Raw genomic sequence first — 25,486 nt, forward strand, 5'->3', positions numbered from 1 at the left:
GAACCCTGCACGCGCGAAATTAGCGGTCGAGCAGCGCCTGCAGCGTTTCGATGCGGTCGGCCTCGTTGGCCGGCTTGTCCCAGCGCAATCGCGAAATGCGGGGAAAGCGCATGGCGACGCCGGATTTGTGCCGGGTCGAGCGGTTCAGTCCTTCGAAGGCGACTTCCAGCACCAGGCCGTTGTCGCGGTCGGCCCGCACCGAGCGCACCGGCCCGAAACGCTCGATCGTGTTGTCGCGGACATATTTGTCGATCTGCTTCAGTTCCTCGTCGGTGAAGCCGAAATAGGCCTTGCCGACCGGTACCAGTTCCTCTTCGCCTTCGGCACCTGTCCAGACACCGAACGTATAGTCGGAATAGAAGCTCGACCGCTTGCCGTGGCCGCGCTGCGCATACATCAGCACCGCGTCCACTGTGTGCGGATCGCGTTTCCACTTGAACCACGGACCTTTCGGCCGGCCGGCGACATAGGCTGAGTCCCAGCGCTTCAGCATGACGCCTTCGATGATCGGATGCGGCGGCGCCCGGCGCAGTTCCTCCAGCGTTTGCCAGTCCGTGAAGTCGACGAATGGCGACAGATCGAAACGGCTCGGGTCGAGTGTCGCGACAAAGCTTTCCAGCCGGCCGCGCCGTTCGCGAAACGGCAGCGCGCGCAAATCCTCGCCGCCGACCTGGAGCAGATCGTAGCAGCGCATGAAGGCCGGGTATTGCTGCTGCATCTTCGGTGCCACCGTCTTGCGATTCAGCCGTTGCTGCAGATCGGAGAAGGTTCCCGTCGCCTCCCGGGGATCGCCGACAAGCAGTTCGCCGTCCAGCGTTGCGGAAAAATGCATGGCCTCGGCGAGGTCCGGAAAGGCGCCCGAAACGTCATCGCCGGTGCGCGAATAGAGCCGGCGGATGCCGCCCTCCGCCACCGCCTGGACACGGATGCCGTCCCATTTCCATTCGGCGGCATAATCCGCCGGATCGAGCTTTTCGAGATCGCCGTCGCCGACCGGGTTCGACAGCATCACCGGGCGAAACAATGCCAACGCCGTGTTCCTGGGCTTTTCGGCCTTGCCTTCCAGCCAGGCGAACAACGCTGTGTAAGGCGGTGACAGCCCGTGCCAGAGCTCCTCGATCTCCGCGACCTCGACCTTGCCGAAATCCGCCAGCGCCTGTTTGGCCAGACGCGCCGACACGCCGATGCGCAGGCCGCCGGTGACCAGCTTGATGATGGCAAAGCGTGCCGAGATGCCGGCGCTGTCGAGCAGCCCTGCCAGCACCTTCGGTCCGTCGGAGCGGCTTGCCGCCTGCAGCTTGGCGACGACCTCGCCGAGCGTCGGCTCGCGGTTCGGGATGTTTCCGGGCGTTTGCGGCCAGACCAGCGACACCGTTTCGGCGAGATCGCCGACATAGTCGTAGGAATAGCCGAACAGCACCGGATCCATGCGTTCGGTGACGAGCATGCGCAGCATCGCCGGCTTGACCGCGGCGATGTGGAGATCGCCCGTGATGGCAGCCAGCGCCAGGCCGCGATCGGGATCCTCGACGCTGCGGAAATAGTCGGTCAGCAAGGTCAGCTTGCCGTTGCGCGACGGCGTCAGCACCAGACGGTCGAGAAGTTCGGCGAAGCGGTTCATGGCTTCAATCGCCCTCGTCCTCGTAGCCCACCAGGTGCAGCGGCCGCGCCGCGATGCCTTTGAGCTCGCACCAGCGGACCAGCGCCTCCTCGCGGCCATGCGTCACCCAGACCTCTTCGGCTCCGGTCTCCTTGATGGTGGCGGTCAGCTCATCCCAGTCGGCATGGTCCGAGATGATCAGCGGCAGTTCGACGCCGCCCTGCTTGGCGCGCTGGCGGATGCGCATCCAGCCTGACGCAAAGCACGAGATCGGATCGGGAAACCGCCGCGCCCAGCGATCCGCGAAGGCCGAAGGCGGGCCGACGACGATGGCGCCGGCAAAATCATCCTTGCCGCCGCTTTCGACGGTCGCCGGTTCGAGGGTGCCGAGATCGATGCCTTGGCTCTGGTAGTACTCACTGAGTTTGGCCAGCGCGCCATGGATGTAGAGCGGCCTGTCGTAGCCGGCGTCGCGCAACAGCCGCATCACCCGTTGCGCCTTGCCCAGCGCATAGGCGCCGACCAGATGCGAGCGTTCAGGGAACTGCGCGGCCGATTTCAGCAGGCGGGCGATTTCTTCGGTGTCCGGGGGATGGCGAAACACCGGCAGGCCGAACGTCGCTTCGGTGATGAACACATCGCACGGGATCGGCTCGAATGGCGCGCAGGTCGCGTCCCTCTGCCGCTTGTAGTCGCCGGAAGCGACGATGCGCGTGCCCTGATGCTCGACCGCTATCTGCGCCGAGCCCAGCACATGGCCGGCCGGATGGAAGCTGACGCTGACGCCATCGAGGGCAATCGTCTCACCGAGCCTTGCCGCTTGTGTTGTTCCAGCGAAATCCTCACCGTAGCGCAGCCCCATAATGTCGAGCGTCTGCTGCGTCGCCAGCACCGAGCGGTGGCCGGAACGCGCGTGGTCGGAATGGCCATGCGTGATCAGTGCCCGGTTGACCGGCCGCACCGGGTCGATGAAGAAATCGCCCGGCGGGCAATAGAGGCCCTCGGGCCGGGGGTGAAGCAGAACACTGGTGCGCATGGTCTCCAAGATAGGATATAATTCCGCGTCGGGAAGCCTGTTGTAAGTCACTGCTGACTCCCGCATAGAGCACCGCCGGCTCGATCCGCCGGCAGGACCCATCGCCATGAAACCGCTTCAGGCTTCGTCCGGCGACTTGAACGCCGATCGCCGCGCCGACTATGCCGAGATGCTGCACGCTGATGGCGATCATGCGGCGGCGGCGGAATTGCTGCTCGGTGCGCTGGAAATAACGCCGCAATGGGCGATGGGCTGGTTTCGCCTCGGCGAGATGCAGCAGGCGGCGGGCGCGGCGGATCTGGCCGCGCAGGCGTGGACGATGTCGCTGCAACTCGATCCATCGGATCGTCAAGGCGCTGCATTGAACCTGCAATTGATCGGCAAGGCGCCGGCGGTCGATGCGCTCCCCAGCGCCTTCGTCGAGACCTTGTTCGACCATTATGCCGAGAGCTTCGACGAGTCCCTGGTCGGCAGGCTGGGTTACCGCCTGCCTGGGATGCTCGACCAGGCCATTCGAGCGGCAAGGCCGGGCCGCTTCGCGCTGGCGCTCGATCTCGGCTGCGGCACAGGCCTGATGGGGCAGAGGCTGCGGCCGATCGCCGACCGGCTGGAGGGGTATGACATTTCGGCCAAAATGTTGAGAAAGGCGCGGGCCAAGGGCGTCTACGATTTCCTCGACAAGGCCGATCTGCGGGATTTTTCCTATGCCGGTCCGAAAGCCGATCTGGTGACGGTGGCCGATGTTTTCATCTATGTCGGTGCGCTGGGCGGCGTGGTGAAGACGATTGCCGGCCTGCTGGCCACGGATGGCCTGTTCGCGTTTTCCGTCGAGACGCTGGCTGGCGATGGCGATTTTGCGCTGCTGCCGTCTCGCCGCTATGCGCATGCGCAACGCTATGTGCTCGACGTGCTGGCCGCCAACGGGTTTTCGGTCCTGTCACTGGAACCAACCGCGATCCGGCAGGATCGCGGGGAACACGTCAACGGGTTGGTCGTTGTGGCCAGGGCTCCGAACTCAGCTGAACAAAGGACCTGACGGCAGCCGGTCGGCGGTGTCGGCAGCTTTTCGTCGGGTGCGATAGGAATTTTTTCTTGACACCCTGCCCTCAGCTATGGTACATTTTCGCCCATGGTGCTGATTTGCGCCAGTGACCCGCCGGACAGGCGGGTTTTTCGTTTGATGCTCCGTCAGCCGCGCGCCTGCGGAGGGGCAGCCTCGCCGCCTCGCAAATATTCCTGCTGTGAAAAAGTCCGATTTGCATGCGCGACTGATATTTGCGATCTGCTCGCGTCAGGGCGGGATATCAGGAGGAGCATAGCCGATGCGCTGGAACATGATGATCTTGGCCTCTTGCCTGCTGACCGCCGGCTGTGTCGGTGGCACTTCGATGTCGGAACAGCAGGATGCGAACATCCAGTCGTCCCTGCAATACGACAGCGTGCCGTGCGACCAGTTGCTGGCGCAGCGCAATGGCTTGGCGCAGCAATACAACCTGCCGATCAAGGCCAAGCCGACCTTCTCCAATCCGGCGATGGGCTTCGGCCCGTTCACGCCGGACATGCGCTCCAAGGCCAAGCGCGATACCGACAAGGCGAGCGGTGAGATCGATGCCATGAACCGGTCGATCGACCGACGCGACTGCGGCCAGCCGGAGAAGCAGAAGAAGATCGCTCTGCCTGGCTAGCTAGTACCCCGCCTTGCGGTCCACCAGATTGTCGAGCTTTTCGCCGCGTTCGAAGGCGTCCATCTGGCGCAGCATGATCGGCGCCAGATGCACCGGATCGGAGGTCGCCGCCGCATGTGGCGTCACGAACACTTTCGGATGCCCCCACAGCGGACTGGTCTTCGGCAGCGGTTCGACCTCGAACACGTCGAGGCTTGCCTCCTTCAACGTGCCGTCATCCAGCGCCCGCAAAATGTCGGCATCCTTCTGCAGGCGGCCACGCCCGGCATTGATCAGCACCGAGCCGCCGAGGCCGTTGCGTTTCCGCAGCTCCTTCAGCACGCCGTAGTTGATGATGCCCTTGGTCTCCGGCGTCAGCGGCAGAAGCACCACCAGGATGTCGGTTGCCTTGAGGAAGGGGATCAATCCAGCTTCGCCGGAATAGGTCGCGACGCCTTGCATGGCCTTGTCGGTGCGCGACCAGCCATTGACGGCAAAGCCGAGCGAGAGCAGCACCGAGGCCGCGGCGCGGCCGAGACTGCCGAGGCCCATGATGCCGACCGAAATGTCACCGGCAGGCCTCTGCTGCGGCTCATGCCAGATCTTCTTCGACTGCTGCGACCGGTAGAGCAGGCCCTGGCGGTGATGGTCGAGCACCCGCCAGACGACATATTCCGTCATGTACTGGGTGAGGTTGTCGGCAACGATTTTGACGATCGGCACGTCGGGCAGGCCGGGATCGGCGAAGATATGGTCGACGCCGGCGCCGATCGAGAAGATGGCGCGCAGATTGGGCAGCGACGCCAGGATGTTCGGCTTCTGCTTCCATACAACGGCATAGGTGATCGAGGGGTCGCTGGCGCCGTCCGGCTCCAGCACCACCTCGCGTTCGGCCGACAGCAGGTCGCGCCAGCGCTGCGGATGAAAGCCGGTGACGGCAAGCAGGATGCGGCCTTTTTCCATTGCGGTCCTTTAGTCCCTCTTTACGCAAATCACTCGCTGACGATGCCGACCGGTGCCGTCTCGATCTTGAAGGCGGCCGAGATCAGCGCGCGAGTATAGTCGGTTTGCGGATTTTCAAAAATCTGCTGGGAAGGGCCGGCTTCGACGATCCTGCCATTGCGCATGACGATGACGTCGTTGGCGAGCGCGCGGATGACTTTCAAATCATGGCTGATGAAGAGATAGGCGAGGTCGTGCTTGGCCTGCAGGCTGCGCAACAGGTCGACGACCTGCGCCTGCACGCTCATGTCGAGCGCCGATGTCGGCTCGTCCAGCATGACGAAGCGCGGGTTGAGCACCATGGCGCGTGCGATGGCGACGCGCTGGCGCTGGCCGCCGGAAAACTCGTGCGGGTAGCGGTTGCGTGTCGCCGGATCGAGCCCGACCTCCTTCAGCACGGCGGCCACCTTGTCGTCGCGCTCATCGGGTGACAGCTTCGGCTCGTGGATCTTGAGGCCTTCCTCGATGATCTCGGCGATCGACATGCGCGGGCTGAGCGAGCCGAACGGATCCTGGAAGACGATCTGCAATTCGCGCCTGAGCGGCCGCATGGCATTGAAGGACAGCTGGTTGATGTCGCGACCGTTGAACTGGATCGTGCCGGTCGACGAGATCATGCGCGCCAGCGCCAAGCCGAGCGTCGTCTTGCCGGAGCCGGATTCGCCGACCACGCCGAGCGTCTGGCCGGCGCGCACGGTGACATCGATGCCGTCCACTGCCTTCACATTGTCGACGGTGCGGCGGAAGAAGCCCTGCTTGATCGGGAACCAGACCTTTATGTCCTTGCCGGTCATGACCGGCTTGGCGTCGGCATTGGCGGCCGGCGGCTTGCCCTTCGGCTCGGCCGCCAGCAGATGCCTTGTGTAGGCATGCTGCGGATTGGCGAAGATCTCCTTGGTCGGGCCGGTCTCGACGATCTTGCCCTTGGTCATCACGCAGACGCGGTCGGCAATCTTGCGCACGATGCCGAGATCATGGGTGATGAACAGCATCGACATGCCCTTGCGGCTCTTCAAGCCGGCCAGCAGTTCGAGGATCTGCGCCTGAACGGTGACGTCGAGCGCCGTCGTCGGCTCGTCGGCGATCAGAAGTTCGGGCTCGTTGGCCAGCGCCATGGCGATCATCACGCGCTGGCGCTGGCCCCCGGACAACTGGTGTGGATAGGCATCGAGGCGCTTGTGCGGATCGCGGATGCCAACCTCGTTGAGCAGGGCCAGCGTGCGCTCCTTGGCGGGGCGGTCGGCCATGCCTTGGTGCAGCTTCAGGATCTCGACGATTTGATGCTCGATCGTGTGCAGCGGATTGAGCGAGGTCATCGGCTCCTGGAAGATCATGGTGATCTTGTTGCCGCGCACCTGCCGCAACTGCTTCTCGCTCATCGCCAGCAGGTCGTTGCCCTGGAACACGATCTTTCCCGAGGGGTGACTGGCGCTTGGATAGGGCAAAAGCTTCAGCACCGAAAGCGCCGAGACCGATTTGCCGGAGCCGGATTCGCCGACCAGCGCCACCGTCTCGCCCTTGGCGATGTCGAACGAGATGTGGTCGACAGCCGTCGACTGGCCGCCGCCCTGGCTGAAGGCGACGCTGAGGTCCTGTACGCTGAGCAAGGGGGCTTCGCTCATCGGAACGTCTTGCGCGGATCGAAGGCGTCGCGCGTCGCCTCGCCGACGAAGACCAGCAGCGACAGCATCAGCGAGATGACGACGAAGCCGGAAATGCCGAGCCACGGCGCATTGAGGTTGCGCTGCGCCTGCTTGAGCAATTCGCCGAGCGAGGCGGAGCCGGGCGGCAGGCCAAAGCCGAGATAGTCGAGCGAGGTCAGCGTCGAGATCGAGCCCGAGAGCAGGAAGGGCATGAAGGTCAGTGTCGCCACCATGGCGTTGGGCAACAGGTGCCGGAACATGATGGTGCGGTTGGGCACGCCGAGCGCCCGGGCCGCGTTGACATATTCGAAATTGCGGGCGCGCAGGAACTCGGCCCGCACCACGCCGACCAGCGCCACCCAGGAAAACAGCAGCATCAGGCCGAGCAGGATGAAGAAGCCCGGCGGCAGGATGGCGGCGACGATGAGCAGGAGATAGAGCACCGGGATGGCGGACCAGATCTCGATGAAACGCTGGAACAAGAGATCCGTCCAGCCGCCGAAATAGCCTTGCACGGCGCCGGCCGCGACGCCGATCAAGGCGGAGCCGGCGGTCAGGATCAGGCCGAACAGCACCGAAATGCGGAAGCCGTAGATGACGCGCGCCAGCACGTCGCGCGCCTGGTCGTCGGTGCCGAGCCAATTCCAGTTGCCGACGATGCAGGCGGGGTCGGCAGCACCCTGCGGATACTGATTGCAGCGTGTCTTGGCGTCATACTGCCACGACGGCTTGGCCGGTGCTGCTTCGGGAATAGCGTTGTTGACCGTCTGATAGGAGTAGCGCACCGGCGGCCAGATCATCCAGCCATTGGCGTTGATCTCGTCCTGGATGACCGGGTCACGATAATCGGTGACGGCATAGAAGCCGCCGAATTTTTCCTCGGGGTAGGCGACCAGCACCGGAAACAGGATTTCGCCCTTGTAGGAAGCGATGATCGGCTTGTCGTTGGCGATGAACTCGGAAAACAGCGACAGCACGAACAGGACGAGGAAAATCCACAGCGACCAGTAGCCGCGGCGGTTGGCTTTGAAGTTCTGCAGGCGGCGCTTGTTGAGCGGCGACAGAAACGGCCGCTTGATCCGCGCGGGTGCCGCGTCGACGGGGACTGTAGCCTCCGACATCAGACGTCTCTCCGCTCGAAATCGATGCGCGGATCGACCCAGGTGTAGAGCAGGTCGGACAAGAGCCCGACGAACAGCCCGAGCAGCGAGAAGATGTAGAGATTGGCGAACACCACCGGATAGTCGCGCTCGACCACCGACCGGAAGCCGAGCAGACCGAGGCCATCGAGGGAGAAGATGTTCTCGATCAGCAGCGAGCCGGTGAAGAAGGCCGAGATGAAGGCGCCGGGAAAACCGGCGATGACGATCAGCATGGCGTTGCGGAAGACGTGGCCGTAGAGCACCTGCCGTTCCGACAGACCCTTGGCCCGCGCCGTCACCACATACTGTTTGCGGATTTCTTCGAGGAACGAGTTCTTGGTCAGCAGCGTCGTGGTGGCGAAGGCCGACAGCACCAGCGCGGTCAGCGGCAATGTCATGTGCCAGAAATAGTCGACGATCTTTCCCCACCACGACAATTGATCCCAATTGTCCGAGGTGAGGCCGCGCAACGGAAACCAGTCCCAGAAAGACCCGCCGGCAAACAGCACCATCAGCATGATGCCGAACAGGAAGCCCGGAATGGCATAGCCGACAATGACGACGCCGCTGGTCCAGACGTCGAAGGGAGTACCGTCCTTGACCGCCTTGCGGATGCCGAGCGGGATCGAGATCAAATAGGACAACAGCGTGATCCACAGCCCGATCGAGATCGACACCGGCATTTTTTCCAGGATCAGGTCGAGCACCGAAATGTCGCGGAAATAGCTGTCGCCGAAATCGAAGCGGGCATAGTTCCACAGCATCATGCCGAAGCGCTCGAGCGGCGGCTTGTCGAAGCCGAACTGCTTTTCCAGCTTCTTGATGAATTCCGGATCGAGCCCCTGCGCACCGCGATATTTCGAGCTGACGTCACCGGCGGCATCGAAATTGCCGCCAGCACCCGCGTCGCCGCCACCACCGCCGAGGCGGTCGCTGCCGCCCTGATTGGTCAGCCGGGCGATGACCTGTTCGACCGGACCGCCGGGGGCGAACTGGATGACGGCGAAGGATATCGCCATGATGCCGAACAGCGTCGGGATCATCAAAAGGATGCGGCGCAGGATATAGGCGCCCATCAGGCCTTCTGCCCTCGTTGAGCGAACATCTCAGCCTTTGCCAATTCTTGCCGCCTTGCCCTTATCGAACCACCACAGCGTCTCGACCGGAAAGCCGAAATCAGGCTTCTGTTCGACAAAGCCGAACATGTCCCAATAGGCGACGCGGTGATTCGCCAGATAGTATGTTGGAATCCAGTCCAGCCGCGCGCGCAAGACCCGGTCGAGCGCTCTGAGCGCCGTGACGAGTTCTATACGGTCTTTCGCCTTGGCTGCTGCCGCGATCAGGGCGTCGATGGCCTTGCTTTCGGTGCCCGGATAATTGCGTTGCCCCGGGATTTTCGCCATGCGGGAATCATAGAGCATCTGCAGGCTGTCGTCAGTCGGCGTCGCCCCGATCGACCAATGCAGCAAGGCAAGATCGAAGTCGTAATTGCTGTGCCGCTGCTCATACTGCGCCGAATCGATTTGCCGGATCGATGCGTCGATCCCGATCGCCTTCATATTCTCCGACCACGGGGTGTAGATACGAACGATGCCATCGTCCTCCGCCAGCATTTCGACCCGCAGCGGCTCACCCTTGTCATTGACGACGAAACTGCCGTCGCGCTTCCAGCCGGCTTGCGCAAGCAATCTCGAAGCCTCGCCCAGCAGCTTGCGGTCATGGCCCGAACCGTCGGACAGGGGCTGTGTTACCGCTTCACCGAAAACCTCTGGCGGCAACTCGGCCCGGAATGGCTCCAGCAGGGCCAATTCGTCAGGCGAGGGCAGGCCTTCGGCCTTGTAATCCGATCGTTCGAAGTTCGATTGAGAACGCTCGTAGGAGCCGTAAAACAAGGCCCGCTTCATCCATTCGAAATCGAAACATCTGGCGATCGCCCGCCGCACCCGCTCATCGCGGAATTGCGGACGACGCTGGTTCAGCGCGACGCTCTGCATGTCCGGCGTCTTCTCGCCGGGAAATTCCCGTTTGAGGACCTTGCCGTCCTTCAGCGCCGGAAAGTCGTATCCGGTCGCCCATACCCGTGAGGTGAATTCCTCGCGAAAATGCGTGTCGCCTTTCTTGAAGGCCTCGAATGCCGCCTGCCGGTCAAGATAGAAGTCGATGCGGATGCGGTCGAAATTGTAGAGGCCGCGGTTCACCGGGAGATCGCGGCCCCAATAATCGGCGACGCGGTCATATTCGACCGTCTGTCCGGCCGCCACGCGTCCAATCTTGTAGGGTCCCGAGCCAAGCGGCGGCGTCATGGTCGAAGCATCGAAATCATTGGCCGTGTAAAAGGCCTTGGAGACGATAGGCATCCCCACGATCGCAAGGACGTTTTGCGCCGACTGCTTGCCGTTGAGGGTGAGATCGACGGTGGTGGGATCGACCGCAACCACGTCGGTCATGTACCGCAACGCCTGGGAAAGGTTCGGATGGCCCTTGTCCTTATAGAGCTTCAGCGCAAAGACAACGTCTTGCGCGGTCAGCGGCGAGCCGTCGTGGAAACGCGCTTGCGGTCGCAGCACGAAGCGGAAACCGTTGCGGTCTGGCGACAGGGTAATGGTTTCGGCAAGCAGGCCATAGACTGCATCTGGCTCATCGAGCGCGCTTGTCATCAGCGAATCGAAACAGAGTTCGGCGCGCGGCGGCGCCTCCCCCTTCAACACCAGGAAATTCAACGTGTTGAAGGTCAGGAAGCTCTGATTGAGGGTTGCGTTCGGCGGCGCGAAATTCATCTGGCCGCCCTTGGGCGCGTCCGGATTTACGTAGTCGAAATGCGCGAAATCGGGCTTGTATTTGAGGTCGCCGAAGGCCGACAGGCCATGCAGCTTGATGCCGGTCGCAATGTCGGCGAAGGCCCGGCCGGGCAACAGGGCAGCGGCTGCCGCGGCACTGCCCAGGGCGAGAAAGTCGCGGCGGGGCAGGGCCGCCATCAATTGCCGCCCTTGTATTTGGCCGCCAGCGCCCTCTCCTTGTCCGGGTCGATCCACCAGGAATCGATGTCGGCGCCGACATAGGCGGGCTGCTTGTCGGGGAATTTGAACTTGTCCCAATAGGCCAGCCACACCGCCGACCGGTGATATTGCGGCAAGACATAGAAGTTCCACAGCAGGATGCGGTCGAGCGCATGGGTGGCGGCGACGAGATCGTCGCGATCGGTGGCGAAGATGATGCGATCGACCAGCGCGTCGATGGTCGGATCCTTGATGCCCATCAGATTGCGCGAACCGGGCGAATCGGCAGCTTTCGAGCTCCAGAAGTCGCGTTGCTCGTTGCCCGGCGATTCCGACTGCTGGAGGATGCCTGTGACGACATCGAAATCAAAATTGTTGACGCGGTTGATGTACTGCGTCTGGTCGATGATGCGCAAAGTGGCATCGACACCGATCTTGCGCAGATTGGCGATGTAGGGACTGGCGATCACCTGGTCAGTGTCGTTCCAGCCGAGGATCTCGAACTTGAACGGCGCGCCGGTCTTGGCATTGACCATCTTGCCGCCCTTGATCACCCAGCCCGCCTTGGCGAAGAGATCGACTGCCTGTTTCAGGTACTTCCGTTCCGCCTGCGGCGAATCATAGACCGGCAGCTTGAATTCCTGGGTGAAAAGTTCGGGCGGCAGCTTGTCGCGGTATTTTTCCAGGATCTCCAGTTCCTTGCCTTGCGGCAGTCCGCTCGACGCCAGTTCTGTGCCCTGGAAATAGCTCGATGTACGGGTGTTGAAGCCGAAGAACAGGGTGCGGTTCATGCTCTCGAAATCGAATGGGATGGTCAGCGCCTCACGCACCAGCCGGTCCTGGAACAGCGGCCGCCGCTGGTTGAGGACGAAACCCTGCATCGGTTGCGGCGCCTGGGTCTGGAGATCCTTCTTGATGACATCGCCGGCCTGGAATGCCGGGAAATTGTAAGCCGTCGCCCACTTACGCGAACTGTATTCGCGGTTGATGTCTTCCAGTCCGCCTTTGGTGAAGGCGAGCCAGGCAGCATTGTCGTCGAGGATATAGGTGTAGCGTCGGGTGTCGAAGTTCTCGCGGCCGATCTTCACCGGCAGCTTGGCCGCCCAGTAGTCCGGCACACGCTGCCAGATGATCTCCGAGCCCGGCTTGAAGCTGGCGATCTTGTAGGCCGCCGAACCGAGCGGGATTTCCAGGGTCGGCTTGGTCACGTCGCGTTTCTTGCCGTTGGCATCGGTGCCTTCCCACCAATGTTTCGGCAGCACTGCGAGGTCGCCGATGATCTTGGGCAGTTCGCGATTGCCCTTCTGGTTGAAATGGAACTCCACCTCGCGGTCCGAAATCGCCACCGCATCGGTGACATTCTCGAAATAGCGGCTGTATTGCGGGCTGTTGGCCTTGAGCACCTGGAACGACCAGATCACGTCATCGACGGTGATCGGCTGGCCGTCATGCCATTTGGCGCGCGGATCGAGCCGGTAAGTCGCGGAGGAATAGTCATCAGGATATTTGTAGGCGTCGGCGATCAGCGGATGGCTGGTGCTGCCTTCATCGGTCGCCTGCTCCATCAGCGTGTCGTAGAGCAGGCCGCCGCCGAACCCGACCAGGCCGGCGGCCGGTGATCCCTGGACGACATAGGGATTGAAACTGTCGAATGTGCCTGGCACCACCGAATTCAGCGTGCCGCCCTTGGGCGCGTTCGGATTGACGTAGTCGTAGTGCTGGAAATTGGCGCCGTATTTGGACTCGCCGATCAGCGATGAGGTGGTGCGCCATTCGTCGGCGCGGGCAGCCTGCAATCCCGCCGCCAGAAGGGCTGCCGCCAGCAACGACTTGAGAAGCGTTCGGCCAACCGTCATGCACTATCCTCTTCGCGATGCCCGTTCATGGGCAATCTAGATGATTTGGCGCTCGTGAAAACCGTCATGCGCGGCTTTGTCGCCGCCTATGCGGTTTTCCCAATAAAAAAGCCGGGCTGAACCCGGCTTTTTCAAGGTCGTTGAGATGATATCGAAATTATTGGGCAGGCGCCGGTGCCGGTGCGGCCGGAGCCGGGGCGGCGGGAGCGGCCGGCGCGGCACCCTCAGCCGGCTTTGCCGGAGCGGCTGCATCGGCAGGCTTGGCGCCTGCATCGGCGGCGGCACCGGGTGCCGGCAGCGGCTTGGGATTGTCGGACAGCGTGCGCAGATAGGCGATGACGTTGGCGCGGTCCTCGTCCTTGGGCAGGCCGGCGAAGCCCATGGCGGTGCCCTTCACGAATTTCTTCGGCGAGGTGATGAAGTGGTTGATGTTGTCGTAGGTCCACTTCTCGGTGCCGCCCTTGGAGAATTCCTTCATGCCGGCCGAATAGGCAAAGCCTTCATGCTCGGCGACCGGACGGTCGACGAGGTCCCACAGGTCCGGGCCGACCTTGTTGGGGCCGCCCTTTTCGCCGGAATGGCAGGCCTGGCACTTCTTGAAGACGGCAGCACCCTGCTCGACATTGGCGGTCGCCAGCAGATCGGCGATCGGCTTGGCCGCGGCGGCGGGCGCGGCCGGACCGCCTTCGGCGGGCTCGGCGGCCTCGATGGCGAAACCAGGCTTTTCCGGCGCCGGCGACGCAAACAGCGCATCGGACACAATGCCGACCGAGAAGACGACGAAAACGGTTCCGAGCAATCCGGCGAGCAGTTTGTTGACTTCGTTGGAATCCATACGCCCCTTGCTCCCTTTTCCGGCGGACAGAACCGTCCACTCCGTCCGTCGGTATCGTGACCGTCCTGCCAGGGCGGTCAAATCGGGCGGAAACTAGGTCTTTTGCTGCGGCGTTGCAACACCTATAAGGGCGCTTCCAGTGAGACCTTTTGCCACTTTCCCTGTCCTCTTTCGAGACGCCTTGCACCCGAAATGTCCACGCTGATCCTGATCCCGGCCCGCATGGCTTCGACCCGCCTGCCGGGCAAGCCGCTGGCCGACATCGCCGGCGCCCCGATGATCGTCCATGTCGCCCGCCGCGCCGCCGAAGCCGGCCTTGGCCGGGTGGTGGTGGCGACCGACACGCAAAGCGTGGCGCAAGCCGTGCGCGCGCACGGTTTCGAGGCCGTGATGACACGCATGGATCATGAATCCGGCTCCGACCGCATCCACGAGGCGCTGGTCGCGCTCGACCCTGGGCGCAAGGTCGAAACCATCGTCAATGTGCAGGGCGACCTGCCGACCATCGATCCCCGGATCATCGCCGCGTCGCTCAGGCCTTTCGAGGACAGTGCGGTGGACATCGCCACGCTCGGCGTCGAGATCGTCCGCGATGAGGAAAAGACCAATCCCAATGTCGTCAAGATCGTCGGCTCGCCGCTTTCCGGCAGCAGGCTGAGGGCGCTCTATTTCACCCGTGCCACGGCGCCTTGGGGCGAGGGGCCGCTCTACCATCATGTCGGCCTCTACGCCTATCGCCGCGAAGCACTCGAGCGTTTCGTCGCGCTCAAGCCGTCGCCGCTCGAACGGCGCGAGCGGCTGGAACAGTTGCGGGCGCTGGAAGCCGGCATGCGCATCGACGCCGAGATCGTCCAGTCGCTGCCGCTCGGCGTCGACACGCCTGAAGACCTCGAACGCGCCAGAACAATCCTTTCAACCTGAGATATCGGCATGCCTGAAAAGACCAACAGAATATCCTTCCAGGGCGAACCGGGCGCCAATTCCGACACCGCCAGCCGCAACATGTTTCCTTCGATGGAGCCGTTGCCCTGCCCGACCTTCGAGGATGCCTTCAACGCGGTCGAGACCAACAAGGCCGACCTCGCCATGATCCCGATCGAGAACACCATTGCCGGGCGCGTCGCCGATATCCATCATCTCCTGCCGGAATCGAAGCTGCACATCGTCGGCGAATATTTCCTGCCGATCCATTTCCAGCTGATGGTGCTGCCAGGCGTCAAGCGCGACGAGATCAAGACGGTGCACAGCCACATCCATGCGCTTGGCCAGTGCCGCAAATACGTTCGCAAGAACGGTTGGAAGGCGATCGTCGCCGGCGACACGGCCGGCGCCGCCAAAATGGTCTCCGAGGTCAAGGACCGCAGCATGGCGGCGCTGTCGCCGGCCCTGGCCGCGACCCTCTACGGGCTCGATATCATCGAGCAAAATGTCGAGGACACCGACTCAAACGTCACCCGCTTTGTCGTCCTGACCAAGAACAAGCAATGGGCCGAGCGTCCTTCGCCCGACGTCAAGATGATGACGACGTTCATCTTCCGCGTCCGCAACGTGCCGGCCGCGCTCTACAAGGCGATGGGCGGCTTCGCCACCAACGGCATCAACATGACCAAGCTGGAGAGCTACCAGCTGGGCGCTTTCACGGCGACGCTGTTTTACGCCGACATCGAGGGCCATCCCGACGATCCGCTGGTCAAGCTGGCGCTGGACGAGCTGCGTTTCTTCTCGCGCGAAGTGCGCATTCTCGGCGTCTATCCGGCCAGTGAGTCGCGTGAGCAGTGGAAGGTTGCGGACTAGATCACCGCGCCCAGCGGCACATAGTCGATCTCCATGAACGTCTCGACCTCCGGCACCCAGCGGTCGCGCACGAAGGCGACATGGTCTGGATGGTCGTTGTATCTGGTGTAGGCGGCCTGGTCGGCGAACTCCATCGAGAAGCCGAAACGATAGTCGTTCTTGGGGCTGATCTGCCGCAATTGCTCGAAATGCGTGACGCCCCTGATCGCGGTGAGGATCCTCTTGGCGTCGACCAGGAACCGCTTTTCCTCCAGCGAATGCGGCGGATGCTTCAGCGTGAAAACGACGGTGTGACGGATCATGTCCTGCTCCTGCAATGTCTTTAGGTGTTCGCTGCCATCATTCTGAATCGACCCAGGCGCGGATGAGGTGATGCGCAATGGCGCCTTTCGGCGGCGTGATCAGATTGTCCTGGTGCGTCCTTTCCAGCATCCGGCGCACCTCGTCGCGAAAAAACCAGCGGCAGTCCTCAAGCTCGTTGAGGTCGGCCTGGATATCGTCATTGAGCGGCTCGCCGAAGCAGCCGATCATCAGCGAATAGGGGAACGGCCAGGGCTGGCTGGCGTGGTAGACGACGCGGCCAAGCCGGATGCCGGCCTCTTCCAGCGTCTCGCGGCGCACCGCCGCCTCGATCGTCTCGCCCGGCTCGATGAAGCCGGCGAGGGCCGAATACATGCCCGGCGCGAAATGACGGCCGCGCCCGAGCAGGCACTTCTCCCGCGTCGCCGTCAGCATGATCGCCACCGGGTCGGTGCGCGGAAAATGTTCGGTGCCGCAATTCGGGCAATGCCGCTTGTAGCCGCCGGCCCGCATCTGCGATTCCGTGCCGCATTTGCTGCAGAAGCGATGGCTGGCATGCCAGGCGAGCAAAGCCGCCCCTTGCGCCATCGCGCCGGCCGCCGCCTCGTCGATCAGCCCTTGCATGTAGACCGAGCGGTAGTCGATGGCCTTGACTGTTTCCGGAAGCTGTTCGGGTTCGACGCCCGCGGGCACGGCCAGCACCGGTCCTCGTTCGGAAAAACCGAGCAGGATGCCTTGCGCCAGGGAAACCTTGAAGGGCTCGCTCTCGGTCGCGCCGAACCAGGGATCGAGAGCGCCGCCATCGCCGAGCTTCAGATAGAGCCGGCCGCCATGCATCAGAAGCAGCCGCGTCGCCGGATCGGCCAGCGCCTTGTCGACCGAATCGTCGGCGCGGTTCTCGGACTGCCGGTCGATCGTGTTGCCGGCGAAGCCGACGAACTGGCTCGGCTCGCGCAAAGGCGCGTCAAACAGGCGGAAGCTCATGGGGACTCTGGAATATGTTGAGGGATGGACACGGGGAACGCTTATAGCGCCGCCTTGATCGTTTCGGCAAACCGTCGCAAGTCGGAACGCTGATAGGGCTCTCGCAGGCCATGTCCCCACACAGGACCTGGCCAGCCGGGATCGCCTTCAGAACGCGCGATGACATGGACGTGCAACTGGCGCACGATGTTGCCGAGCGCGCCGGTGTTGATCTTGGTGCAGCCGGTCGCTTTCTTCAGCGCCTGCGCCACCATATTGGTCTCGAAGGTCAGCATCGCCTGGTCAAGCGGCGTCATGTCGTGGATTTCCTCCGCGCCCGGCCGCTGCGGCACCAGCAGCAGCCATGGCCAGCGGCGGTCGTTCATCACCCGCAGCTCGCACAGCCCAAGCCACATCAACTGCTCGCTGTCCGCCTCCAGCCGTGCGTCCAGCGTGAATCCGGCCTTCAGGCCCGGCAGCATCGGCGTTTCCCTTGCTTTTCTTGTTTTCCTCAAACGCAGGAACGCTAGAGCGGCGGCAGGGGGGCTGCAAGCGAATCATTGCGCCCCTCACGCCTTGGTGCGCCAATTCCATATTTTTGCGATTTCTGCGGCGCACTTGCATTTCGTCGCGCAATTGCCGATATGGAAAGCGGGAGGTTGGTGGTGGACGATCCACTCGCCAACCGGGTCAGGTCCGGAAGGAAGCAGCCCTAACGAGCCCGGAACGGGTCATTGTTCCAGCCTCCCACCTCATCGGCCCCTCTCGCGACATTGACGACGCATTGCAGCGCGGGCGAGACTATGCGCAGGAATCGGCCGCCTTCGGGCGCGGCCATTTGGAGCTTTACGGGCGTATGAGCGAAGCCGGAAATTCGGGACCAAAGAGCCTGGAGATAGGCAAGGCCGCCGCCTATCGCGTGCTGGCACGCAAGTACCGTCCTTCGAACTTCTCCGAGCTGGTCGGCCAGGAGCCGATGGTGCGCACCCTCACCAACGCCTTTGCCACCGGCCGTATCGCCCAGGCCTGGATGCTGACCGGCGTGCGCGGCGTCGGCAAGACCACGACGGCGCGCATCCTCGCGCGCGCCCTGAACTATAAAACCGCTGATATCGACCAGCCGTCGGTCGACCTTGCCGTCCTCGGCGACCATTGCCAGGCGATCATGGAAGGCCGCCATGTCGACGTCATCGAGATGGACGCCGCCTCGCACACCGGCATCGACGACATCAGGGACATCATCGAGCGCGTGCGCTACGCGCCGGTCTCGGCCCGCTACAAGGTCTACATCATCGACGAAGTGCACATGCTGTCGACGCAGGCCTTCAACGGCCTTCTGAAGACGCTGGAAGAGCCGCCGCCGCACGTCAAATTCATCTTCGCCACCACCGAGATCCGCAAGGTCCCGATCACCGTCCTGTCGCGCTGCCAGCGCTTCGACCTGAGGCGCATCGACGCCGGCGCGCTGGTCGGGCATCTCGCCTCGATCTCGGCCAAGGAGGGCATTTCGGTCGACGACGACGCGCTGGCGATGATCGCGCGCGCCGCCGAGGGCTCGGCCCGTGATTCGCTCTCCATCCTCGACCAGGCGATTGCCCATGGCGCCGGCTCTGTCGGCGCCGACGCGGTTCGGGCGATGCTGGGGCTTGCCGACCGCGCCCGCATCGTCGACCTGTTCGAACATGTGATGAAAGGCGATGTCGCGGCAGCCCTTGGCGAATTCCGTGCGCAGTACGATACCGGCGCCGATCCGGCCGCCGTGCTGACCGACCTTGCCGAATTCAACCACCTCGTCACCCGGCTGCGTTTCGTGCCGACGGCCATCGAGGATGCCTCGCTATCCGAGGACGAGCGGCAGCGCGGCGCCGATTTCGCCAGGACGCTGTCGGTCAGGGTGCTGTCGCGGACATGGCAGATGCTGCTCAAGGGCATTCCAGAGGTGCAGTCCTCCAACCGGCCCGTCAGCGCCGCCGAAATGGTGCTGATCCGGCTGGCGCATGCCGCCGACCTGCCGACGCTGGACGAGGCGTTGAGATCGCTTGAAGGCGCCGCGCCGGCGCAGAATGGCGCGCTGCGCCCAAATGGGGCGCCTGCAGGGGGAGGCAACGGCGCCAGCGCGGTGGCGCAGACGCGCATGCCGTCTGGCCCGGGCGGCGCGCAGACCATGCGGCTGGTCGAAGCCTCGCCTGCGCCCGTTGCCTACGTCGCTCCGCCGGAGCCGGTCACGGAGGCGCAATCGGCGCCGCTGAAATCGCTGGCCGACATCATTGCCCTGGCAGACGCGCAGCGCGACATCGCCTTCAAGGTGCTGGTCAAAAGCTGCATCCGGTTTGTGCGCATCGAGCCCGGCCGCATCGACGTTGGCCTGACCAGCGATGCGCCCAAGATGCTGCTCAACGACCTGACGACGAAATTGCGCGCCTGGACCGGTCGCAGCTGGCTTGTCTCGCTGTCGAAGGAAGAGGGCGGCCAGACGCTCGCCGAAATGGAATCGGCCAAACGCGAGACGGCTTTTCTCGATGCCAAGAGCGACCCGACAGTGGCCGCCATCCTGGCGCGCTTTCCCGGTGCCAAGATCATCGACGTGCGCATTCCGGACGCGCCGGAAACCGAAACGGCAGAGGCCGAAGTGCCGGTCGAGCCGCCGGCTGACGACGATGAACCCTGATCCAGCTACGAATCCGCAAAGGACCCGACCATGAAAGATCTTCTCGGCCTGATGGGCAAGGCGAAGGAAATGCAGGCCAAGTTCCAGGCCATGCAGGACGAGATCGCCACGCTGGAAGCGTCCGGCCAGGCCGGCGGCGGCCTGGTCAATGTGACGCTGACCGGAAAATTCGAGATGAAGTCGTTGAAGATCGATCCGTCTCTGTTCAAGGAAGACGATGTCGAGATCCTGGAAGACCTCGTGCTGGCCGCTCACAACGACGCCAAGACCAAGGTCGAGCAAATCATGCAGGAAAAGACCAAGGCGCTGACCGCGGGCCTGCCGATCCCGCCGGGAATGAAACTGCCCTTCTAGCCTTCGGTGCGGCCATGGCCGAAGAGCCGTCCGAAAGACTGATCGAGCAGCGTATCCGCAACAGGATCTACGAGATCCTGGAAATCCTGGCCGATTGTGACGACGGCGTCGATCTCGTCGGCATCAAGGGTTATTTCTATCTGTTCGAGGATTTCCTCCATCGCCCATCGATCGAAGCCGGCACATCGGCGCTTTCGAAGGACGAGCGCGCGATCGTGCTGGAGATCGCCGAATTCCTCGAGGCGGCAAGCGAGACAAATCCGGACTTCACCAAGGCTGAGTTCATAGACAGCGACTGGCCGGGAAAGATCGCGCCGACGGCCAGGGAGGCGCGGACGCTGTTCCTCCGGCGCGGCCTGTTTTCGGAGAGGGTCGAGGAGCTTGAGCCTGGCCAGCCGGCCGCGATAACGGCCGGGCGGTAGATCGCTTCAGGAAAAACCGCGTGGTGCTTTCCCTTGGGGCAATTGCGGCGAAACAAAGAGAGAGCGGTCATCGCTTTTGTGAAATGACGGCTCGATCTATCTGGAAAGCCACGAAATTGTGCCAATTTGGCAACAGTACGTTGTTAATAACGTTTTGGCCATCATTTTGCCCGAAAGTGTCTCATTCTTGCCGCAGCCTGGGGGCGGGCACGAAGTGAGAGGGTTACCTGTTGATTTCCACGCGATGGAAGACGCCGCTGTTGCTCGGCGCCGTCATTTCACCCCTGTTTTTGGCTGCCTGCAGCCAGACCACTTCACACGGCATGTCCGTCGCCAGCCTGACCGACGCCATCACGCCGGGTTTCCTGAGTTCAGGGGCCTACAGCCACACGCCGAAGGACAAGGAATGCCTGGAACGGGCGATGTTCTTCGAGTCCAACCGCTCGAGCCGCGACGGCATGATCGCGGTCGGCACGGTGGTGATGAACCGGCTGCGCTCCGGCAACCATGGCAGCACCATCTGCCAAGTGGTGGGCGAGCCCGGGCAGTTCGCGCCTGGTGTCATGACAAGGCCGATGAATTCACGCGCAATGCCCGATGTCGAGGAAGCCGCCGACGCGGTGCTGAAGGGCGAGCGCAAGTCCAAGCTCAAGAACACCATGTTCTTCCACACAGCCGGCCTCCGCTTCCCCTACAAGAACATGCACTACACCATGGTTGCCGGCGGCAATGCCTTCTACGAGAAGCGCGGCCGCAACTGGCAGCCGCTGCCGGATGAGCCGCAGGTCGCTATTGCCTCGGCGGCGCCCGACAAGTCAGCCGCGCCGGTGACGATGGTCGCGTCCGCGGAGCCGGTGCGTCCAGCCAGGACGGCAACCGTTCGATCCGCTCCCGCCCAGCAGACCTATGTGACCGCCGCCGCCGCGCCGGCCGCGAAATCCGCGCGTGTCTCGCAAGAGCCGACGGTGGTGGCGATGCAGGAGCCGATGGAAGAGCCGGATGCCGCGCGTTTTGGCGGAAGCTTGAACACAAGGGTCATCTCGTCGGTTCAAGACGCGCCGCAAGAGGCGTCGATGGGGTTCCAGTCGACGCCTGAGAACACAGACGCCATTGGCGCGATGATTGTCAGCCAGGGCCGGCCGCTCGAGACCAACTGATCTGCGCCCCGCGGTCCGCCAAGGCCCAATATGGCGGTCATGCGGATGCAGATGTTCCAAAGCGCTCTGAAAAATCCTGGAGCGGTTCACCCGTTTCGCGGAAACGGTGAACCGCTCCAGCTTTTCGTTTTGACGCAATTCCGGACGGAAAACCGCTTCGCACTTTTCCTGGAATTGCTCTAGATCAGAGCGATGTCGAAGCGAATCGCCGGTCCCGAGATCGAACGTCTGATCCAGCTCCTGGCCAAGGTGCCGGGGCTGGGACCCCGTTCGGCCAGGCGTGCCGCCCTTCATCTGATCAAGAAGAAAGAGCAGCTTTTGTCGCCGCTTGCCGCCGCCATGGCCGAGGCGGCCGACAAGGTGCGCATCTGCTCGACCTGCGGCAATGTCGATACATCGGACCCTTGCATGATCTGCACCGATCCGCGCCGTGATGTCGGCACCATCATCGTCGTCGAGGACGTCTCCGACCTGTGGGCGCTGGAGCGCGCGGCGGCGATGAATGTGCGCTACCACGTGCTCGGCGGCACGCTGTCGCCGCTCGACGGCATCGGCCCCGAGCAGCTCAACATGCGCTCGCTGGTTGATCGCGTCGCCGGCGGCGAGGTCAAGGAGATCATCCTCGCCGTCAATGCGACGGTCGAGGGCCAGACGACCGCGCATTATCTCACCGACCAGTTGTCCGGCTTCGACATCAAGGTGACGCGCCTTGCGCATGGCGTGCCGGTCGGCGGCGAACTCGACTATCTCGACGAGGGCACGCTGGCCGCGGCGCTGCGTTCGCGGACGGCGTTTTGACAAAGTTGCGGCAGAGGATGCGGGTCATGATTTTTGCGCGTCCTTCCAGGCTGGTGCCAAGCACCCCCCTCGACAGGACGGAGAGGGGTGCGAAGGAACGCAAACCTCTCAGATTGGTTCTGTTTTCCTTTTTTGCAGTTCTTCTCTCGGTCTTTTCCACCCCCGCCTCCGCCGCAAAGATCGACGACCAGTTCCGCGCCTGGCTGCAGAACGACCTCTGGCCACAGGCCAAGGCGAAAGGCATTTCCAAAACCACCTTCGACGCCGCCTTCGACGGCATCAAGCCCAATCTGAAGCTGCCGGACCTGGTCAAGCCGGGCGAGAAGGCGGCCACGCCGCAGAAGCAGCACCAGGCCGAATTCGGCTCACCCGGCGCCTATTTCGCCGAGAAGACGGTTCGCGCGGTGACGGCAGGCGGGCGCGCACGCGAAGCCGCCAATGCCAGGACACTTGCGGCCATCGAAAAGCGCTATGGCGTGCCGGGCGAAGTGCTGCTGGCGATCTGGGGCCGCGAGACCGGATTCGGCGCGGCGAAGATGCCTTATGACGCCTTCGAAGTGCTGGGCACCAAGGCATTCATGTCGACCAGGAAGGGCTTCTTCCGCACCGAACTGCTTGCCGCACTCGAGATCGTCGAGCGCGGGCTGGCTCCGGTCGGCGCGATGAAATCGTCCTGGGCCGGCGCGCTCGGCCAGCCGCAATTCATGCCGACCTCGTTCCTGAAACATGCCGTCGATTTCGACGGCGACGGCCGCGTCGACATCTGGAACTCGACGCCGGACGTGTTGGCCTCGATCGCCAATTATCTCGTCCACTATGGCTGGGTAAAGGGTCGTGGCTGGGGATTCGAGGTGACGGTGCCGGAAAGCGTTTCCTGTTCGCTGGAAGGCCCGGACCAGGGCAAGAAAATCTCGCAATGGGCTGATATGGGCATCAAGCGCGTCGGCGGCAAACCGTTTCCAGTGAGTGAGCTGAAGGCCGAAGGCTTTCTGCTGATGCCGGCAGGGCGCAGCGGCCCGGCCTTTGTCGCCACGCCCAATTTCTACGTGCTGAAGCAATACAACACCAGCGACCTGTACGCGCTGTTCATCGGCCATGGCGCCGATCGCATCGCCCATGGCGATCAGAACTTCGCCGGCAGCTGGGGCGCGGTCGGCGGGCTGCACCGTTCGGACATCGCCGCCCTGCAGCGGGCGCTGGAGGCCAAGGGCTATGATGTCGGCAGCGCCGATGGCCTGCCCGGCTTCAAGACCCGCCGCTCGATCGGCATATGGCAAGCCAAGAACGGCCGCGCCGCCACCTGCTTCCCTGACGCCGACCTGGTCGCAGTGCTGAAATAGCTCCGAAATTAGCAGATTTTTCTCGATCGGCAGCCTCGATTGGCTGGCCTATGCGTCGACATCCCACCGGCCTTTCTGGCCCAATGAGCCGTCGTATAAATGCTCGTTGCCCGCCACGGGGCCGCCGGGTATGGTGTTGACCAACTGGACAAAAACCACGACGGTAAGTGGGCAGAGGGGCCGTCTCCAGGCCCCGAAAAAATTCCGCAACCCTGAGCCGGGAACTCAGGACAACAAACAACAAAACAGGGAACAATCACAATGATGATGGAAAAGTTTGCTCTACGCTCCCGCTTCCTGCTCGCGGGTGCCGCCATGTCGGCGCTGCTTCTGGCCGGCGCGCCCGCCGGTGCGGTCACGCCCGCCGACACGCTGGTCGAAGGTTTCGCGATCGACGACATCATCTCCATGGATCCAGGCGAGGCGTTCGAGCTGTCGACCGCCGAGGTCACCGGCAACACCTATGATCTGCTTGTCCGTCTCGACCTCAGCGACACCTCCAAGGTCAAGGGCGACCTTGCCGAAAGCTGGACCGTCTCCGATGACGGCCTGACCTACACGTTCAAGCTAAAGCCCGGCCTGAAATTCGCTTCCGGCAATCCGATCACGGCGTCCGATGTCGCCTGGTCGTTCGAGCGCGTCATCAAGCTCGACAAGAGCCCGGCCTTCATCATCGGCCAGTTTGGCATCAGCGGTGACAACGTCACCGAAAAAGCCAAGGCTGTCGACGACGGCACCTTCCAGTTCACCGTCGACAAGGCCTATGCGCCGAGTTTCGTGCTGAACTGCCTGTCGGCAACGGTCGCTTCGGTGGTCGACGCCAAGCTGGTCAAGGAACATGTCGCTTCGGTCACGCCGAGCGCCGACTACAAATGGGACAATGACTTCGGCAATGCCTGGCTGAAGACCGGCTATGCCGGCTCCGGCGTCTTCAAGCTGCGCGAATGGCGGGCCAACGAAGCCGTCGTTCTCGAGCGCAACGACAATTACTACGGCGAAAAAGCCAAGCTTGCCCGCGTCATTTATCGCAACATGAAGGAAAGCTCGGGCCAGCGCCTGGCGCTTGAGGCTGGCGACATCGACGTTGCCCGCAATCTCGAACCGAACGACCTCGACGCCATCGCCAAGAACGCCGACCTCACCACCACCAGCGCGCCCAAGGGCACGGTCTATTACATCAGCCTCAACCAGAAGAACGCCAACCTCGCCAAGCCGGAGGTGCGCCAGGCGTTCAAGTATCTGGTCGACTATGATGCCTTGAGCTCCACCATCCTCAAGGGCATCGGCGAAATCCATCAGACCTTCCTGCCCAAGGGCGTGCTCGGCGAATTGGATGAGAATCCGTTCAAGCTCGATGTCGCCAAGGCCAAGGAATTGCTGGCCAAGGCCGGTCTGCCCGACGGCTTCAGCGTAACCATGGACGTACGCACCGGCCAGCCGACGACCGGGATGGCGGAATCGATCCAGCAGACGCTCGGACAGGCCGGCATCAAGCTCGAGATCATCCCGGGCGACGGCAAGCAGACGCTCACCAAATACCGCGCCCGCAACCACGACATCTATATCGGCCAATGGGGCCAGGATTATTTCGACCCGAACTCCAACGCCCAGACCTTTGCCTCGAACCCGGACAATTCGGATGGGGCCAAGACCAAGACGCTGGCCTGGCGCAACGCCTGGGACATTCCGGACCTGACCAAGCAGACGGAAGCGGCACTGCTCGAGAAGGATGCCGGCAAGCGCGCCGACATGTACAAGGATCTCGAGAAGAAAATCCTCGACACCAGCCCCTTCGTCGTCATCCACCAGCAGCTGGAAGTGGCCGGCCTGCGCAAGAACCTCAAGGGCTTTGCGCTCGGCCCGAGCTTCGACACCAACTTCGTCGGACCGGTGTCCAAGGAATAGTGCTCGCGGAC

At 63.0% G+C, this 25,486-nt stretch carries 23 protein-coding genes and 1 other RNA gene; 12 read left to right on the plus strand and 12 right to left on the minus strand.

Annotated features, from left to right (window positions below; genetic code table 11):
* Positions 1-19: 19 nt before the first annotated feature.
* Both A4R29_RS03075 and A4R29_RS03080 read right to left on the minus strand, forming a co-directional pair.
* Positions 20-1,621, minus strand: a complete 1,602-nt coding sequence (locus A4R29_RS03075) for a cisplatin damage response ATP-dependent DNA ligase (RefSeq protein WP_024503421.1) — start codon at positions 1,619-1,621, stop codon at positions 20-22.
* Between the two features lie 4 nt (positions 1,622-1,625).
* Positions 1,626-2,636 carry a ligase-associated DNA damage response exonuclease gene (locus A4R29_RS03080; RefSeq protein ID WP_013527947.1) on the minus strand — a complete coding sequence of 337 codons (1,011 nt, stop codon included), beginning with the start codon at positions 2,634-2,636 and terminating at the stop codon, positions 1,626-1,628.
* A gap of 106 nt (positions 2,637-2,742) precedes the next feature.
* On the opposite strand from A4R29_RS03080, the gene A4R29_RS03085 reads away from it, so the two are divergent.
* Together A4R29_RS03085 and A4R29_RS03090 are read left to right on the plus strand one after the other, a co-directional pair.
* Positions 2,743-3,672, plus strand: coding sequence for a class I SAM-dependent DNA methyltransferase (locus A4R29_RS03085; protein ID WP_027161792.1), 930 nt, complete (start codon positions 2,743-2,745; stop codon positions 3,670-3,672).
* Positions 3,673-3,958: 286 nt separating this feature from the next.
* Positions 3,959-4,321: a hypothetical protein gene (locus tag A4R29_RS03090; protein WP_027161791.1), complete on the plus strand. Its 363-nt coding sequence runs from the start codon at positions 3,959-3,961 to the stop codon at positions 4,319-4,321.
* Here A4R29_RS03090 and A4R29_RS03095 read toward each other — a convergent pair whose 3' ends face one another.
* From A4R29_RS03095 to A4R29_RS03125, 7 genes are all read right to left on the minus strand, one after another.
* Positions 4,322-5,263 (minus strand): 2-hydroxyacid dehydrogenase, encoded by a 942-nt coding sequence (locus A4R29_RS03095; RefSeq protein WP_013527944.1) that lies wholly within the window; start codon positions 5,261-5,263, stop codon positions 4,322-4,324. It lies immediately after the preceding gene.
* 29 nt (positions 5,264-5,292) lie between these two features.
* Positions 5,293-6,924: an ABC transporter ATP-binding protein gene (locus A4R29_RS03100; RefSeq protein WP_063171155.1), complete on the minus strand. Its 1,632-nt coding sequence runs from the start codon at positions 6,922-6,924 to the stop codon at positions 5,293-5,295.
* Positions 6,921-8,066, minus strand: a complete 1,146-nt coding sequence (locus tag A4R29_RS03105; RefSeq protein WP_027161790.1) for an ABC transporter permease — start codon at positions 8,064-8,066, stop codon at positions 6,921-6,923. Before A4R29_RS03105 ends, A4R29_RS03100 begins: the two co-directional genes overlap by 4 nt.
* On the minus strand, positions 8,066-9,163 hold the full coding sequence (locus tag A4R29_RS03110; protein WP_013527941.1) for a microcin C ABC transporter permease YejB: 1,098 nt from the start codon (positions 9,161-9,163) through the stop codon (positions 8,066-8,068). Before A4R29_RS03110 ends, A4R29_RS03105 begins: the two co-directional genes overlap by 1 nt.
* A 30-nt stretch (positions 9,164-9,193) precedes the next feature.
* Positions 9,194-11,062, minus strand: coding sequence for an extracellular solute-binding protein (locus tag A4R29_RS03115; RefSeq protein WP_063171156.1), 1,869 nt, complete (start codon positions 11,060-11,062; stop codon positions 9,194-9,196).
* Positions 11,062-12,939: an extracellular solute-binding protein gene (locus tag A4R29_RS03120; RefSeq protein WP_063171157.1), complete on the minus strand. Its 1,878-nt coding sequence runs from the start codon at positions 12,937-12,939 to the stop codon at positions 11,062-11,064. The genes A4R29_RS03115 and A4R29_RS03120 overlap by 1 nt, the downstream gene beginning before the upstream one ends.
* Before the next feature lie 157 nt (positions 12,940-13,096).
* Positions 13,097-13,774, minus strand: coding sequence for a c-type cytochrome (locus A4R29_RS03125; RefSeq protein ID WP_013527938.1), 678 nt, complete (start codon positions 13,772-13,774; stop codon positions 13,097-13,099).
* 192 nt (positions 13,775-13,966) lie between these two features.
* On the opposite strand from A4R29_RS03125, the gene A4R29_RS03130 reads away from it, so the two are divergent.
* Both A4R29_RS03130 and A4R29_RS03135 read left to right on the plus strand, forming a co-directional pair.
* Positions 13,967-14,695 (plus strand): 3-deoxy-manno-octulosonate cytidylyltransferase, encoded by a 729-nt coding sequence (locus A4R29_RS03130; protein ID WP_027161787.1) that lies wholly within the window; start codon positions 13,967-13,969, stop codon positions 14,693-14,695.
* Between the two features lie 9 nt (positions 14,696-14,704).
* Positions 14,705-15,568: a prephenate dehydratase gene (locus A4R29_RS03135; RefSeq protein ID WP_013527936.1), complete on the plus strand. Its 864-nt coding sequence runs from the start codon at positions 14,705-14,707 to the stop codon at positions 15,566-15,568.
* Here the strand turns inward: A4R29_RS03135 and A4R29_RS03140 are convergent.
* Genes A4R29_RS03140 through A4R29_RS03150 form a run of 3 tightly spaced genes read right to left on the minus strand, consistent with a single transcriptional unit; the run spans position 15,565 to position 17,313 of the window.
* A complete protein-coding gene (locus tag A4R29_RS03140) occupies positions 15,565-15,870 on the minus strand; it encodes a Dabb family protein (protein ID WP_027161785.1) in 306 nt (101 codons plus the stop codon). The two genes, A4R29_RS03135 and A4R29_RS03140, sit on opposite strands and share 4 nt — an antisense overlap.
* 37 nt (positions 15,871-15,907) lie before the next feature.
* Complete coding sequence (gene nudC, locus A4R29_RS03145) at positions 15,908-16,852, minus strand: NAD(+) diphosphatase (RefSeq protein WP_013527934.1); 945 nt, start codon at positions 16,850-16,852, stop codon at positions 15,908-15,910.
* 41 nt (positions 16,853-16,893) lie between these two features.
* Positions 16,894-17,313: an HIT family protein gene (locus A4R29_RS03150; protein ID WP_063171158.1), complete on the minus strand. Its 420-nt coding sequence runs from the start codon at positions 17,311-17,313 to the stop codon at positions 16,894-16,896.
* A gap of 172 nt (positions 17,314-17,485) precedes the next feature.
* Between A4R29_RS03150 and ffs the strand changes: the two genes are divergently transcribed.
* The 8 genes from ffs to A4R29_RS03190 all read left to right on the plus strand — a co-directional run bounded on the left by ffs (position 17,486) and on the right by A4R29_RS03190 (position 25,475).
* Positions 17,486-17,582, plus strand: an RNA gene (gene ffs / locus A4R29_RS03155) — signal recognition particle sRNA small type.
* 105 nt (positions 17,583-17,687) lie between these two features.
* Positions 17,688-19,499: a DNA polymerase III subunit gamma/tau gene (locus tag A4R29_RS03160; RefSeq protein WP_063173540.1), complete on the plus strand. Its 1,812-nt coding sequence runs from the start codon at positions 17,688-17,690 to the stop codon at positions 19,497-19,499.
* Positions 19,500-19,529: 30 nt separating this feature from the next.
* Positions 19,530-19,853 carry a YbaB/EbfC family nucleoid-associated protein gene (locus A4R29_RS03165; RefSeq protein WP_013527931.1) on the plus strand — a complete coding sequence of 108 codons (324 nt, stop codon included), beginning with the start codon at positions 19,530-19,532 and terminating at the stop codon, positions 19,851-19,853.
* A gap of 14 nt (positions 19,854-19,867) precedes the next feature.
* Positions 19,868-20,275, plus strand: a complete 408-nt coding sequence (locus A4R29_RS03170; RefSeq protein ID WP_063171159.1) for a hypothetical protein — start codon at positions 19,868-19,870, stop codon at positions 20,273-20,275.
* A 230-nt stretch (positions 20,276-20,505) separates the two neighbouring features.
* Positions 20,506-21,432 carry a cell wall hydrolase gene (locus A4R29_RS03175; RefSeq protein ID WP_013527929.1) on the plus strand — a complete coding sequence of 309 codons (927 nt, stop codon included), beginning with the start codon at positions 20,506-20,508 and terminating at the stop codon, positions 21,430-21,432.
* A gap of 192 nt (positions 21,433-21,624) precedes the next feature.
* On the plus strand, positions 21,625-22,230 hold the full coding sequence (gene recR / locus A4R29_RS03180; RefSeq protein ID WP_063171160.1) for a recombination mediator RecR: 606 nt from the start codon (positions 21,625-21,627) through the stop codon (positions 22,228-22,230).
* A gap of 26 nt (positions 22,231-22,256) precedes the next feature.
* A complete protein-coding gene (locus tag A4R29_RS03185) occupies positions 22,257-23,570 on the plus strand; it encodes a lytic murein transglycosylase (protein ID WP_063173541.1) in 1,314 nt (437 codons plus the stop codon).
* A 261-nt stretch (positions 23,571-23,831) separates the two neighbouring features.
* Entirely contained in the window at positions 23,832-25,475 is a 1,644-nt protein-coding gene (locus tag A4R29_RS03190; RefSeq protein WP_027161780.1) for an ABC transporter substrate-binding protein, read from the plus strand.
* The last annotated feature ends 11 nt before the right edge of the window (positions 25,476-25,486 follow it).

It is taken from the genome of Mesorhizobium ciceri biovar biserrulae, assembly GCF_001618845.1.
Lineage (GTDB): Bacteria > Pseudomonadota > Alphaproteobacteria > Rhizobiales > Rhizobiaceae > Mesorhizobium > Mesorhizobium ciceri.